The 14,046-nt window shown below is 59.5% G+C and carries 13 protein-coding genes and 1 other RNA gene; 9 read left to right on the top strand and 5 right to left on the bottom strand.

The genetic code is table 11. The annotated features are described in order from the left end of the window. Nucleotides 1-75 precede the first annotated feature (75 nt). Entirely contained in the window at nt 76-1,473 is a 1,398-nt protein-coding gene (gene argH, locus C4S72_RS18660) for an argininosuccinate lyase (RefSeq protein WP_104004685.1), read from the top strand. 65 nt (nt 1,474-1,538) lie between these two features. Then, nucleotides 1,539-2,720, top strand: a complete 1,182-nt coding sequence (locus C4S72_RS18655) for a YbfB/YjiJ family MFS transporter (protein ID WP_104004684.1) — start codon at nt 1,539-1,541, stop codon at nt 2,718-2,720. Between the two features lie 35 nt (nt 2,721-2,755). Here the strand turns inward: C4S72_RS18655 and C4S72_RS18650 are convergent, their stop codons facing one another. Further along, nucleotides 2,756-3,268 carry a glycine cleavage system protein R gene (locus C4S72_RS18650; protein ID WP_104004683.1) on the bottom strand — a complete coding sequence of 171 codons (513 nt, stop codon included), beginning with the start codon at nt 3,266-3,268 and terminating at the stop codon, nt 2,756-2,758. A 161-nt stretch (nt 3,269-3,429) separates the two neighbouring features. On the opposite strand from C4S72_RS18650, the gene C4S72_RS18645 reads away from it, so the two are divergent. Together C4S72_RS18645 and C4S72_RS26135 are read left to right on the top strand one after the other, a co-directional pair. Continuing rightward, on the top strand, nt 3,430-4,341 hold the full coding sequence (locus C4S72_RS18645) for an AEC family transporter (protein WP_104004682.1): 912 nt from the start codon (nt 3,430-3,432) through the stop codon (nt 4,339-4,341). 251 nt (nt 4,342-4,592) lie between these two features. Then, nucleotides 4,593-4,718, top strand: coding sequence for a hypothetical protein (locus tag C4S72_RS26135; RefSeq protein WP_268807720.1), 126 nt, complete (start codon nt 4,593-4,595; stop codon nt 4,716-4,718). Here C4S72_RS26135 and C4S72_RS18640 read toward each other — a convergent pair. From C4S72_RS18640 to C4S72_RS18625, 4 genes are all read right to left on the bottom strand, one after another. Further along, nucleotides 4,715-5,326 (bottom strand): 5-formyltetrahydrofolate cyclo-ligase, encoded by a 612-nt coding sequence (locus C4S72_RS18640; RefSeq protein WP_268807719.1) that lies wholly within the window; start codon nt 5,324-5,326, stop codon nt 4,715-4,717. The genes C4S72_RS26135 and C4S72_RS18640 overlap by 4 nt on opposite strands. 4 nt (nt 5,327-5,330) lie before the next feature. Then, nucleotides 5,331-5,510, bottom strand: a non-coding RNA gene (gene ssrS, locus C4S72_RS18635) — 6S RNA. Between the two features lie 113 nt (nt 5,511-5,623). Next, a complete protein-coding gene (locus C4S72_RS18630; protein WP_104004681.1) occupies nt 5,624-5,950 on the bottom strand; it encodes a cell division protein ZapA in 327 nt (108 codons plus the stop codon). Beyond that, nucleotides 5,947-6,156, bottom strand: coding sequence for a TIGR02449 family protein (locus tag C4S72_RS18625; protein ID WP_104004680.1), 210 nt, complete (start codon nt 6,154-6,156; stop codon nt 5,947-5,949). Before C4S72_RS18625 ends, C4S72_RS18630 begins: the two co-directional genes overlap by 4 nt. Before the next feature lie 189 nt (nt 6,157-6,345). On the opposite strand from C4S72_RS18625, the gene C4S72_RS18620 reads away from it, so the two are divergent. The 5 genes from C4S72_RS18620 to C4S72_RS18600 all read left to right on the top strand — a co-directional run bounded on the left by C4S72_RS18620 (nt 6,346) and on the right by C4S72_RS18600 (nt 13,942). Then, nucleotides 6,346-9,267: a transporter substrate-binding domain-containing diguanylate cyclase gene (locus tag C4S72_RS18620; RefSeq protein WP_104004679.1), complete on the top strand. Its 2,922-nt coding sequence runs from the start codon at nt 6,346-6,348 to the stop codon at nt 9,265-9,267. Between the two features lie 106 nt (nt 9,268-9,373). Continuing rightward, on the top strand, nt 9,374-9,976 hold the full coding sequence (locus C4S72_RS18615) for a UPF0149 family protein (RefSeq protein ID WP_104004678.1): 603 nt from the start codon (nt 9,374-9,376) through the stop codon (nt 9,974-9,976). 25 nt (nt 9,977-10,001) lie between these two features. Continuing rightward, nucleotides 10,002-11,318: a Xaa-Pro aminopeptidase gene (gene pepP, locus C4S72_RS18610; protein ID WP_104004677.1), complete on the top strand. Its 1,317-nt coding sequence runs from the start codon at nt 10,002-10,004 to the stop codon at nt 11,316-11,318. An 8-nt stretch (nt 11,319-11,326) separates the two neighbouring features. After that, nucleotides 11,327-12,592: a 2-octaprenyl-6-methoxyphenyl hydroxylase gene (gene ubiH, locus C4S72_RS18605; RefSeq protein ID WP_235009190.1), complete on the top strand. Its 1,266-nt coding sequence runs from the start codon at nt 11,327-11,329 to the stop codon at nt 12,590-12,592. Between the two features lie 75 nt (nt 12,593-12,667). Beyond that, a complete protein-coding gene (locus C4S72_RS18600; RefSeq protein WP_235009189.1) occupies nt 12,668-13,942 on the top strand; it encodes an FAD-dependent monooxygenase in 1,275 nt (424 codons plus the stop codon). The last annotated feature ends 104 nt before the right edge of the window (nt 13,943-14,046 follow it).

Genomic DNA, 14,046 nt, shown 5'->3' with positions numbered 1-14,046 from the left:
GGCCTGTATAATGCCGCCATCGACATTCACAGGTCCGCAGCGCGGGCCGATTCAGCGTCAGTGAGGTAGAGGGGTATGAGCAAAGAGACCAATCAGCAATGGGGCGGTCGTTTCAGTGAGCCGACGGACGCGTTTGTGGCGCGTTTTACCGCTTCTGTGGACTTCGATCAGCGCCTCTACAAGCAGGATATCCAGGGCTCGATCGCACATGCTCGTATGCTGGAAAAGGTTGGCGTACTGACCGAAAAAGAGCGCGATGACATTATCCGCGGCCTCGGTGAGATCCGCATAGAGATCGAACGCGGCGATTTTGAATGGTCCGTAGCGCTGGAAGATGTTCACATGAACATCGAAGCGGCGCTGACCAAGAAGATCGGCATCACCGGCAAGAAGCTGCACACTGGCCGTTCCCGTAACGACCAGGTGGCCACCGATATCCGTCTCTACATGCGTGACGAGATCGACCTGGTACTGGCCGAGATCAGCCGTCTGCAGCAGGGCCTGCTGGAGCTGGCCGAGAAAGAAGCCGACACCATCATGCCGGGCTTCACGCACCTGCAGACCGCGCAGCCGGTCACCTTTGGTCACCACCTGCTGGCCTGGTTCGAGATGCTGAGCCGCGATTACGAGCGTTTCGCCGACTGCCGTAAGCGCGTCAACATCATGCCGCTGGGCGCCGCTGCGCTGGCCGGCACCACCTATCCGATCGACCGTGCCTACACGGCTGAACTGCTGCAGTTCGACGCACCGGCGGGTAACTCCCTGGATGCGGTCTCTGATCGTGACTTCGGGATCGAGTTCTGCGCCGCGTCCAGCCTGCTGCTGATGCACATGACGCGTATGTCCGAAGAACTGGTGCTCTGGACCTCGGCCCAGTTCAACTTCATCAACCTGCCGGACCGCTTCTGCACGGGCTCATCCATCATGCCGCAGAAGAAAAACCCGGACGTGCCGGAACTGGTGCGTGGCAAGAGCGGCCGTGTTTATGGTCATCTGATGGCGCTGCTGACGCTGATGAAGTCCCAGCCGCTGGCCTACAACAAGGACAACCAGGAAGACAAGGAACCGCTGTTCGACACCGTCGATACCGTAAAAGGCTGTCTGCGTGCGTTCGGCGATATGATCCCGGCCATCGAATCCCGTAAGGACGAGATGCGTGAAGCGGCCCGTCGCGGCTTCTCCACCGCTACCGACCTGGCCGATTACCTGGTGCGCAAGGGCGTGGCGTTCCGTGATGCCCACGAGATCGTCGGCCTTTCCGTGGCCTACGGTATCAAAACCAAGAAGGACCTGTCCGACATGAGCCTGGATGAACTCAAGCAGTTCTCCGACACCATCGAGCAGGATGTATTCGACGTTTTGACACTGGAAGGTTCGGTGGCGGCACGTAATCATATCGGCGGTACGGCTCCGGACCAGGTTCGCGCGGCCGTCGACCGGGGGCGTGACCTGATCGCAGCGCGGGGCGAATAAGGGCCAAATAAGGCTCCGCCGATCCCCCGATAACAAGAATAAAAACAGTTCGGGGGAATACAGGGATGGATCAGCGTCTCAAGGTACTGAGCGCAGGCATACTCAGCCTGATAGTGACGGTCGGCGTGGCGCGTTTTGCGTACACGCCGCTGCTGCCGGTGATGCTGCAGCAGACCTTTCTCGACACCTCTGGCGGCGGCTGGCTCGCCAGTTTCAACTATATCGGTTATCTCGCCGGTGCCCTGGCGGCCGCCGCCGTTCCCAATCTTCGCCTCAAGGATCAGCTTTACCGGCTCTGCCTGGTGCTGGCTGTGCTCACCACCCTGGTGATGCCATTGAGCGAAAACTATCTTGTCTGGTCAATTCTGCGCCTGATTGCAGGTTTCAGTGCCGCCGGTGGCCTGCTGCTGGCCAGTGCGCTGATTCTTAATTGGCTGATCCGCCACGGTTATCGCTCCGAACTGGGTGTGCACTTTATCGGCATGGGCGCCGGTATCGCCTTCTGCTCATTGGTGGTGGAGTTGTTCAGCGCCCTGAACCTGGATTGGCGCGGGCAGTGGATTGGCTTTGCGCTGTTAGCGCTGCTGCTGGCGATACCTGCGTGGCGCTGGATGCCAAGGCCCGACCTCAGTGGCAAGACCCGCGCGGGAGAGCAACTGGTGGATCAACCGCCGAGCCGTAGCTTCAACCGGCTGCTGCTGGCGGCCTATTTCTGTGCCGGCTGGGGATATGTGATCAGCGCCACTTTCATTGTGGATATTGTGCAGCGGCAACCGGGGCTGGAGAACAGCGGTAACTGGGTATTCCTGGCGCTGGGACTGGCGGCGGCGCCGGCGGTGATCGTCTGGGACAAGGTAGCGCGCCGGATCGCCTACGTGCCGGCGCTGTTGTTGGCCTACGTGGCGCAACTGCTGGGTATCCTGATGCCGGCGTTATCGCCGAGCCTGTTCGGGGCTCTGTTGGGCGCGGTGCTGTTCGGGGCCAGCTTTATCGGTGCGGTAGGGCTGGTACTGACCCTGGCCGGACGTTTCTATCCCACCAAGCCTGCCAAACTGATGGGGCGGATGACACTTGCCTACGGCCTGGCGCAGATACTGGCCCCGGCGATCACCGGTACGCTGGCAGAGCAGCTGGGCAACTATGACCTCGGGCTTTATATCGCGGCAGGTGTGGTGGCACTGGGGGCGGTGTTGATGGCGCTACTGTGGCGGTTGGAGCAGGAGGAGCCGGCGCTACAGCGACTCTGAGATAGTCTGTGGATAAGCCGCGCCGGCTGAGTCGATCAATCCAGGGTGATATCGACCATCAGATCGGAAGCGATCGCTTCCAGTTTGTCCTGCAGTTCATCCAGGTCCACCGGGCTAGGTACCAGCAGCTCGGCGCTGGCCTTGAATAGCTGCTCGCCGGACATGGAACCGGACACCAGTTCGGTCTGCATCTTGTGTACGTTGATCTGCATGCTCGCCAGCGCGCGGGAGATATCGCGGACGATGCCGGTCTTGTCATGGCCGACCAGATCCAGAGTGACGGCACGGGTCTCAGGCTCGGCGGTGGCGTCTTCGCTGCGTTCGACGCTGACCTTCAGGCCCTGGACTTCCAGGCCCTTCAGTGCCGCGCTCAGCGCTTCCTCCTGCTCAGCGGGTACCTGGATAATCAGTACCCCTGCAAACTGTCCTCCGAGACGGGACATGCCGGACTCCAGCCAGTTACCCTGGTGCTCGGCGATGGTGCTGGAAAGCAGACCGACCAGGCCGGGTTTATCGCGGCCAATAAAACTCATTACCAGAGATGTCATTAGAGGGGGCTCCGTGTAGGCTAGTTGGGCCGCGTGAGCGGCGTCTTCCTGTCGTTTTGTGTGTTTCTGTCGTTATGAATGTATTAAAACCTGTGCATCGGTTCTGCACCAGATTTTGCGTCGGCTTCTGCATCCGATCCTGACCAAGAGTATAAACAACAATGGACGGTATTCTCACGGCCCTCTGGCCGGTCTTTGCCCTGCTGGTGATCGGCTACTTGGCAAGACGGTATGATTTCCCCGGTGCAGCCTTCTGGCCGCCGGCGGAAAAGGCCACCTATTTCGTGCTTTTCCCCTCGCTGCTGGTGAGTCGCCTGAGTCAGGCCGATCTCGCCTCGGTGCAGTCATCGCTGCTGGTGACCGCCGTGCTCTCCATGCTGTTGATTCTGTCTCTGCTGGTGCTGTTGATCAGGCCATTACTGGGCGTGGGCAACGCCCAGTTCACTTCGGTGTACCAGGGCAGTCTTCGTTTTAACACCTATGTGGCGCTGGCGGTCAGCGCCGCGTTGATGCCGGAGCAGGGTGTGGTGCTGGCGGCTGTGATGACCGCGGTGATGATTCCGACGTTGAACCTGCTGTGTGTGCTGGTTTTTGCCTGGTATGGCGAAAGCCGGCCGACGTTCAAGGGGGTGCTGAAAACTCTGGCACGTAACCCGCTGATCCTCGCCTGTCTGCTGGGTATAGCGCTGAATATCTCCGGTATTGGATTGCCGGCGCCGGTTAAACCGGTACTTGGTCTGCTGGGGGGGATGGCGCTGCCGTTGGGCCTGCTGGCGGTGGGGGCAGCGTTGAATCTGCGGGTGCTAAAACACAGCGGACCTGCGGTGATCGCTTCGAGCCTGTTCAAACTGCTGATCTGTCCGCTGATCGCTTTTGCGCTGGCAAGGCTATTTGGTCTAACGGAGGCTGCGTCGCTGGTGATGCTGATTTTCGCATCGGTGCCCACGGCCACCGCGGCTTATATTCTGGCGCGTCAGCTCGGCGGCGATGCCGAGCTGATGGCCAACATCATCACTACTCAGACGCTTCTGTCACTGCTATCTATGCCGTTAGTTCTTATGTTGCTTGCCTGAAACAGGGTAAGCAGGCTGTCAGGCTGAAGTGTTATAGAAGTGATATTAAGTTTATTGAGTAAACGCATGTTTTTGGCAGGAAGCCAACATTTATCCACCGTTCTTTGTCGGATCTGTTGATTTTTTCCCCAGCTGTGGAACACTAGCGCTCGATCACTGTCACAAAGTTGTTAACATTCGTGGAAGGCCCGTCACACCTGAGCTGGCGCCTTTCGTTATATGGCAGCTCTAAATTTGGAACATTCCGTCAAATGAAGAAGAGTCCCGATCTGGTTCTTGTTCTGGTCCTGGTATTTGTTGTTGGCGCACTGATGACCGGCGTATCCCAGACCGACCTGCAGCTTACCGCTCTGGTACAGCAGGCGTTCAATAGCTAAACAGATCGATGGCGAAGATAATTCGCCCTGTTGGTCACTATTCCGAATAGCGGTACATCCCAGGGTTGTACCGGTAGTTCCCCGACTCTCTGAAATTCATGCGCGAGCCCGATCAACCGGGCGCCTTTCATACCCTTTACCTTGAGTTTGTAGCCGAAGGTGCGGTCGTAAAAACCGCCGCCCATGCCCATCCTGTTGCCGTCCGCATCGAATGCCACCAATGGCAGCATCACCAGATCCATCGCCCAGGCGGGGCGTCGCGGATGTTTCTGCAGTGACGGCTCGGGGATGCCGAAGCGGTTGGGGGTCATGCGGGTATCTGGGGTGTAGTGGATAAACCAGAGCCGGTTGTGACGGATCGGATGCAGTACCGGCAGATAAACCTTTTTACCCATTTTCCAGCAGAGCTTGATCAGCGGAGTCGGGTCGATCTCCCCATCGTTGGGCAGGTAGAGCGCAATATGCCGGGCGCGGAGAAACCAGAGCTGGTTGCGGATGCGGTTGCGTACACCGATAGCGGCTTCACGCTGCTGTGTCGGGCTCAGACTGCGACGCTGGTGGCGCATCTGCTGGCGCAGGGCGCGTTTTTCAGCTGGAGTGTTATTCAAGGTAGGGCCTCCCAGGATGCCGACATCGGTTGTGGCCCTGAACCCAAAGGTTCAGGTCGAGGACGTCAGCAGATATATCAGGCTTTCCGGTAACCGGACATGCACACAACACCTGCTTTCCACCCTCTGGGTAGTGCTTATCGGCTCGAGGGACTTAACCGACTAGCGAACACCCCAGGAAGTGGTTCTATTATACCGCGACAGGTATGAATGTCAGCTCTTGAAATTTTAAAAGCTTTTGCTACAAGAGCTCTATTCGGTTGAAATATAACGATAAAAAATGACTATGAGAGTTTTTCAGGCGTCATCTTTTGAAGTGTCACCGACATCCCGCGCTTCGCGCTCCAGAGAGCGGTCGATCTTGCTGCCGAGACGCTTCAACTGCATCTCCAGGCTGCGCTGGCTTTCGGCGCTGTTCTTGATCAATTCGTGGGAGACGTTCAGCGCGGCCATCACGGCGATACGCTCGAGGCCGACGATCTTGCCGCTGGATTTGATCGCCCGCATCTTGCTGTCGAGATAGTCGGCAGATGCCAGCAGTTCGGCTTCAGCGCCATCGGGGCAGCTGATCGTGTATTCCTTGTCGAGAAGCTTTACGGTAACGGTACGTGCGTCCTGACTCATGATTGCTGCTCCAGTGCTTTGAGACGCGAGATCATGCCTTCCACCTTGTTGCGGGTCTGGTCATGCAACTGCAGAAGCTGGGCGCGCTCTTCGCGTAGCTTGCCGGTCTGGTCACGTAGATAGCGGTTTTCCTGCTCCAACTGATCGAGCTTGGCCAGCAGCAGATCGATCTTCTGTTCCAGTGCGTTGAAGTAGTGTTCGGACATGACCCAGCCTTAGTGACATTAGCGGCGCTCTCCGGGGGGAGACTCCCGTCAGGGCGACTATAAACAGCGCTAACCGGGGGGTCAATCGGCGTCCGGCCCGATTGCCGCGCTGTTTAAGCTTGCTCTGATGGATAGGGGGTGGCATGTTTAATCAACGTTCTACTTGATCGTACAGGGAAAGTTTATTCAGTGTCGCGAATACACCTCATCCTTCTGCTGTTCTGGGCTCTGTTGGCGCGTTCGGTGCTGGCGGCTGATCCCCAGGTGGTACTGACCGATAGAGAAGCCGCTTATGTCGCCGCCGGCAAACCGGTCACTATGGCGGCCATGTACGATTTTGTACCCTTCTCCTTTATTGATAAGGGGGAGCTGCACGGCTTCGTACCGGAGCTGGTCGAGCTTATCGAGCAGAAAACCGGCCTGGATATAAAACTCGGCACCGGCGAATGGTCCAACAACCTGCGCATGCTGGAAGAGCGTCAGATCGACGCGATCTCCGATATCTCCTTCAAGCCGGAACGCACCCCGTTCACTCTTTACACGACTCCCTATTTCGAAATTCCCACCGTGGTGTTCACTCGCAAGGAATTTGGTGACTACAACGGTCTGTCCGACCTGTCCGGAAAACGGGTTGGTGTGCTGCGCAACATCTTTTACCTGCGTGAACTGCGCACCCAGGCGGATCTGGATATCCGCGAATATGAAGATTACGCCACGCTGATCAGCGCTCTGGCCTATGGCGAGATCGACGCCGCCATTCAGAACCTGACCTCCGGTTATCACTACGCGTCGACCAATGCCTATACGAACATCAAGGTGGCGGGTGAGTTCCAGCTACGAAACGTGGGACGCGAGGACCTGCGCTTTGGTGTACAGCCGGAACAGCCGCTGCTGCAATCCATTATCCAGAAGGGGATGGATGCGATCACGGCGGATGAGTGGGAGACGCTGATCGACCGCTGGATGGGGCGCGCATCGATGGGCTTTATCCGCAAGGCGCGCACCGTGGCGCTCACGCCAAGCGAGCGTGAGTTCGTCAAGCAGAACCCAGTGATCAGGGTGCACAACGAAAGCAACTTCGAGCCCTACAACTTTTTTGAGAACGGTCGCCCACGCGGTCACTCCGTTGACCTGATCCAGCTGCTGGCCGACAAGGTGGGGCTGGAGGTTAATATGGTGTCCGGCCTGAGCTGGGACGAATACCTGCAGATGATGCGCGATGGCCGCCTCGATGTGATGATGAATATCGTCTACAGCGAAGAGCGTGACACCTATCTCGACTTTACCCGTCCCTATGTGCGCCAGGTGCAGGCGTTGTACCGGCGCGATTCGACGCCTGCAATCGCCAGCTTCGATGAGCTGAAAAAGAAAACGCTGGTGCTGCCGGATGGCTTTTATATGTATGACCGGCTCAGCAGCCAGCCGGGTATGAAGGTCATTCCCTCCACCGACAGTCTCGACTCGCTGCTCAAGGTCAGCACGGGAACGGCGGATGCCACCATCGAATTGATGACGGTGGCGGACCACCTGAGCCAGAAATATGGTGTCCCCGGTCTGATCAGCCAGAGCACGCTCAATATCGATGGCGGCGATCCTTTATCGTTGCGTATCGCGGTGCGTGAGGATCAGCCGCAGCTGCGCGATATTCTGCAGCGGGCGATGGACAGTCTGACCGAAGAGGAGAAAAGGGGGCTGCAGCAGAAGTGGCTTTCCAGTGCCGCTTCCCCGGCCAGTTACGTGCACCTGCGCGGAGAAGAGCTGGAATGGCTGGAGTCTCGCACTGCCGTCAAGGTCTGCGTGCGGCGCGATAACCTGCCGCTGGAGCATATCGGTGAGGACGGCAAGAAGATCGGCGCATTCGCCGATCTGCTGGAGATTCTGCGGAATAACTCCGGTATCAGCTTCCGTATCGAAGCGGCGGACAGTTACAAGCAGGCGTTGGCCGCGCTGGAGAGCCGGCGCTGTGACCTGGTGGCTACCTCGCCCTTGCTGCAAGAGCGCGAGGACCTCTCTTTTACCCAGCCGCTGTTCACCAGTCCGCTGGTGGTCGCTACCGGGCCGGATGAGGTGTTTTTCAGCGATCTCGAGCAGCTCAAGGGCCGCACCCTGGGGTTGGTCGAGGGGGGCGAGGTTCAGCAGTTTTTGCATGACCTGGGATCGGGGGTGGGCCTGCGTGGCTATGAGAGCCTGGAGGCTGCACTGACCGCGCTGAACAAGGGTGAAATTTATGGTGTGGTCGACAGCCTGCCGGTACTGGGGCGGGAGTTGAGCCGCCGTGTCTACGGCGAACTGAAAATCTCCGGTCAGCTGGATTCGCGTTACGCGCTGCGCATGGCGATGCGTGCCGATGACGTGATCCTCAACCGCATCATGAACAAGACACTGGCCTCGGTCAGTGACGAGCAGCGCGAAACCATCGCCACCCGCTGGCTGCAGATAGGATCGCTGAAAGAGAGCACCGATTACCGCCTGCTGGCGCAGACATCCTTCGGTGCGGCGCTGTTGCTGGGAGTGATCCTTGTCTGGAACCGTAAACTGGCGCGTCTGAACAACCGTATCCGCGAGAGCAATGACCAGCTGCAGCAGGCTCATGAAGAGCTCAAGGTGAAAAACCGCATGCTGGAGCAGCTTTCTGTCACCGATCGTCTGACGCGGCTGAAGAACCGGCTGTTTATCGAGCAGCTGTTCGAGCGGCAGGTGGAAGAGAGCAAAAAGGGCGGCCCGGGCTTTGCGGTGCTGCTGCTCGATATCGACCACTTCAAGGAGGTCAATGACCGCTTTGGTCATGACGTTGGCGATCAACTGCTGACCGATTTCGCGGCGGTGCTGACCGGGGGCTGCCGCCACCAGGATTCCATTGCCCGTTGGGGTGGTGAAGAGTTTATGGTTATCTGCCCCGGCACCAGTCTGAGTGATGCGGAGCAGCTGGCGCTGAGGCTGGCGGATGATGTGCGCGCCCATGCCTTCCCTGTAGCGGGCGTCTGCACTGTCAGTATCGGTGTGGCTGCCTGGCGCCCGGGCGATACTCAGAAAAGTATCAGCCTGCGTGCCGACCACGCGCTCTATCGCGCCAAGGACCTGGGTCGCGACCGTGTCTGTGTAGAACACTGATACGCCGTGCGTGGCCCTGTAACCACTGAGGTGCTAGCATTACCTATTACCCGCGGGCCGCGCTGTCGGTCCGCTATCCCTCTGACCGACAGAATGTACCCTTACCATGACCCGCGAAGATGCCGCAGTTGAACTGCCCGATTTCGATATTGTCGCCAACCTGTTGATCGAGGAAGGTGTCCTGGCCGTATCCCCGGCCGAACTGCATGGACTTTTGGCTGGCCAGCTGGCCGCCGGCGCCCGCTTTGATGCCGATACCCTGCTGCGGGTGTTCCTGGAACTGATGGACGTCAGTGCACTGAAACAGGAAACCACTAAGCTGGGCCTCATTGAACTCTACCAGCGCACCCTGGCTCAGTATGAGTCGGATGACTTTGATTTCGCTCTGCTGCTGCCGGACGACGAGCAGATGCTGGCGCAGCGGGCCGAAGCGCTGGGTAGCTGGTGCAGCGGTTTCCTCAGTGGTTTTGGTCTGCATACCCAGAAAGCCCAGAAACTCTCGGCGGAAGCGCAGGAAGGGCTGCAGGACCTGGCGCAGATTGCCCAGATCGCGGCCGATACCGATGTGGATTCCGATGAGGATGAGGCGGACCTGATGGAGGTCCAGGAGTATGTCCGTATGGCGGCGATGCTGATGTTCAACGAGTGCAATCGCGTGCCGGAATCGGAATCCAAGGCTGCGGAAAAGACCCCGCCGACGCTGCACTAAACCGTTTTAAGGATCGCGCTCTACCATGAAAATCAGTCAGCAATGCTTTGCCAACCGCCGTCGCCGCCTGCTGGATGCGCTGCCGAAAGACAGCGTCGCACTGGTGGCCGGTTCCAGCCTGGTCACTCGCAACCGTGACGCCGAGTTTCCGTTTCGCCAGAACAGTGATTTTTACTACCTGACCGGCTTTAACGAGCCTGACGCGCTGCTGTTGCTGCGCCCGGGCCGTGAAGCCGGAGAGGTGGTGCTGTTTTGTCCGCCCCGCGATCCCGCCATGGAGATCTGGACCGGTTATCGCGCTGGCCCCGAAGGCTGTGTTGAGCGCTTTGGCGCCGACGAGGCGTTTGATCACGATGAGCTGGATGAGCGTATCCCGGAGCTGCTCGATGGTGCTCGTCGCCTCTACTACGCCGTGGGTAGCGACGAGGTGCTGGACTCCCAGGTGATGGGCTGGCTCAACGCCGGTCGCGCCAAGTCCCGCCTCGGCGCAGAGCCGCCGGAAGAGCTGGTACTGCTGGATAACCTGATCCACGAGATGCGCCTGTTCAAGGATGAGGAAGAGCTGGCGGTGATGCGCCATGCCGCCGCCATCTCCGCCGAGGCGCATTGCGAGGCGATGCGCCTAGCCGCTCCCGGCCGTTACGAGTATGAGCTGGAAGGCAAAATCATCAGCCACTGCATGAGCGCCGGTGCGCGTTTCCAGGCCTACAGCCCCATCGTCGGCGCCGGCGCCAACGGCTGTATCCTGCACTACATCGAAAATGATGCGCAGATGCAGGATGGCGACCTGATCCTGATCGATGCCGGCTGCGAGGTGGACTGCTACGCCAGCGATATCACCCGCACCTTCCCGGCCAGTGGCCGTTTCAGCGAAGAGCAGCGTGCTCTGTACGACCTGACCCTGAGCATCAATGAAGCCTGTATCGAACTGGTCAAACCCGGCCTGCCCTGGAATGAGGTGCACGACCTGTCGGTGCGTATGCTGACCGAAGGTCTGGTCGAACTCGGCCTGCTGGAAGGCGAGGTGGACGCACTGATCGAAGCGGGTGCCTACCGCGAATTCTACATGCACCGCATCGGCCACTGGCTCGGTATGGATGTGCATGATGTGGGTAACTACAAGGTGGATGGCAAATGGCGCCCGCTCAAGCCGGGTATGGTGATGACCATTGAGCCAGGTATCTATGTCTCGCCGCAGAATGAAAATGTTGAGCCGCGCTGGCGCGGGATCGGCATCCGCATCGAGGATGATGTGGTGGTGACCGAGACCGGCTGTGAAGTGCTGACCGGCGGCGTGCCCAAACGCGCCGACGAGATCGAGGCGCTGATGGCGCAGGGGTAAGACTGACGATGCGTGACGACTCTGATCTGGCAGATCAATATGACCTGGTAATCGTCGGTGGTGGCATGGTGGGCGCGAGCCTGGCCTGCGCCCTGCTGCCGGTCGCCAGTGAGCTGAAGCTGCGCGTGGCCGTGGTTGAGGCCGAACAGATGCCGGCTCCCGGTGAGCCGGTGTTCCAGCCCAGTTACGATGCCCGCTCTACCGCGCTGGCCTATGGTGTGCGCGCGCCGTTCGAGCGCATGGGGATCTGGCAGCAACTGGCGCAGCACCTGACACCGATTGAGCATATTCACGTATCCGACCGCGGTCGCTTCGGCGTGACCCGCCTGGATGCCCAGCGCGAGAATGTCTCCGCGCTGGGCTATGTGGTGGAGAACCACTGGTTGGGCCAGGTGTTGTTGAGCCGTCTGGCACAGCAGGGTGCGCCCTGGATCGACTTTATCGCTCCGGCCCAGGTAGAAGATCTGGATAACCGCGCCGATGGCAGTCAGGTGCGGATCAGCACCGCCGAGGGCGAACGCACCCTGAATGCAGGTCTTGTGGTGATCGCCGATGGTGGTCGCTCATCGCTGCGGGAAAAACTCGGCATAGGTTACAGCCAGAGCAGCTATGAACAGCATGCGCTGGTGGCCAATGTCAGCCTGGATCGCAGTCATGCGGGTGTAGCTTACGAGCGCTTCACCGATAGCGGACCGATTGCGCTGCTGCCCGGTGAAGATCTGGATGGGCAGGCGCGTTGTGGCCTGGTCTGGACCCTGCCGGAAGACGATGTAGACGAAGTGCTGGCGCTGGACGATGCGGCGTTTCTGCGCAAGCTCCAGGAGCGCTTTGGCTACCGCGCCGGCCGTTTTGTGAGGGTCGGCGAGCGTTTTCACTACCCGCTTAAACTGGTGCTGGCGGAAGAGCAGGTCCGCGCAGGACTGGTGGTGCTGGGTAACGCGGCTCACGCGCTGCACCCGATTGCAGGGCAGGGCTTTAACCTGGCGTTCCGCGGTGTTGTCGCCCTGGCCGATATGATTATTGAACGTCGCCGTGAGGGATTGCCGTTGGGCGATCTGCATGCGCTGCAGGCGTTTGAAACTGCCCGCCACTCCGACCAGTTCCGCACTATCCAGTTCAGCGACCGCACCATGAAGCTGTTTACCAGCTCGCAGCCCGGTGTCGGTTTGTTAAGAGACGCGGGGCTGGTGGCGCTGGAGCTCTGTCCGCTGGGTAAAACCCTGCTGGCCCGGGCTGCCATGGGGCTGGATCAGCCGGCGCCCAAGCTTCATTGAGATAGCGTCATTGATATAACGCCAGGGTTGCGATGTAACGTTGGCAACAATATGAATTGAAAGTAGAGGTGCACGGTGTCGACAGCCGAAGCGGTAACCGAATCTGTGGATATCCTTATCGTCGGTGGCGGCATGGTCGGTGTGGCCCTGGCCTGCGCTATTGCGCCTACCGGGCTGAATATCCGCATCCTTGAGAGCCGCGAGGATCGCCCGGAACAGCTGATCGACGCGCTGCCGACGCTGACCGAGGCAGGTTTCGACCCACGTGTCAGTGCGCTTACCTGCGCTTCACAGCAGTTGCTGACTCATCTGGGCGCCTGGCCCCATATTCTCGATACCCGTGCCAGCGCCTATACCGATATGCGCGTCTGGGATGGTACCGGACGCGGTGAAATCCACTTTGGCGCCGATGAGCTGCACGAACCCTGCCTGGGGCATATCGTCGAAAATCGCGTCACCCTGGCGGCGCTGTACCGGGTGATGCAGCAGGCGGATAACGTTCAGTTCGACACCGGCGTGAAGATCGAATCCATATCCTCCCCGGATCCGCTGGGTGCGCGTAAGGTGCGTCTTGGTGATGGCCGCAGTATTGAAACCCGTTTGCTGGTCGCTGCCGATGGCGCCAACTCCCGTGTCAGAGCGTTGACCGGTATGGGCGCTACCGAGTGGGATTACGGTCACCATGCGATTGTGACCACCATCGAAACCGAAGATCCGCACCAGAGCACCTGCTGGCAGCGTTTCACTGAAGATGGGCCTTTGGCGCTGCTTCCGCTGGCCCACCCCAACGGCCGCACCCTGTCTATCGTATGGTCCACCTCGCCGGGCCACGCCCGTGAGCTGATGGCGCTGGATGACGAGTCGTTCTGCCAGGCCCTGGGCAAGGCGTTTGAACATCGCCTGGGTCATATCCTGAGCGTTGATAAACGCCATGTGCATCCGCTGCGTCAGCGTCATGCGCAGCGTTACGTGCAGGCGGGGCTGGCACTGGTGGGCGATGCGGCTCACACCATTCACCCGCTGGCGGGGCAGGGCGTGAACCTGGGCTTTCTCGATGCGGCGGCGCTGGCCGAGGTGATACTCGATGCCCATGAGCGCGGCGAGAACTGGGCCCAGGAAGCGGTACTGCGCCGTTTTCAGCGTATGCGTCGCGCCGACAATATCCAGACCGCGGCGGTGATGGAGGGCTTCAGGCGGCTGTTTGACGATCTGCCGGCGCCCCTGCGGCTGCTGCGTTCCAGCGGCATGAACCTGATGGACCGTATCTCTCCAGTCAAACAGCATCTGGTGCTTATGGCGATGGGGCTGCGTGGCGAGGTGCCCCGTCTGGCGCGGCGACCGCTGGCCTGAGAAGCTGATTCGCAGCGCCGGTTCAAACATTGAACTGGCGCTGAATTGCCGATACATTGTCATCCCTTTTTTTCATGCTGCCGGCCGTGTACTCCCTGCTAAGT

The organism is Marinobacterium lutimaris, assembly GCF_900108065.1.
In the GTDB taxonomy this organism is placed as follows: Bacteria; Pseudomonadota; Gammaproteobacteria; order Pseudomonadales; family Balneatricaceae; genus Marinobacterium_D; species Marinobacterium_D lutimaris.
Note: the sequence above shows the minus strand (reverse complement) of the source record. Positions and strands in the feature narration are given on the sequence as shown.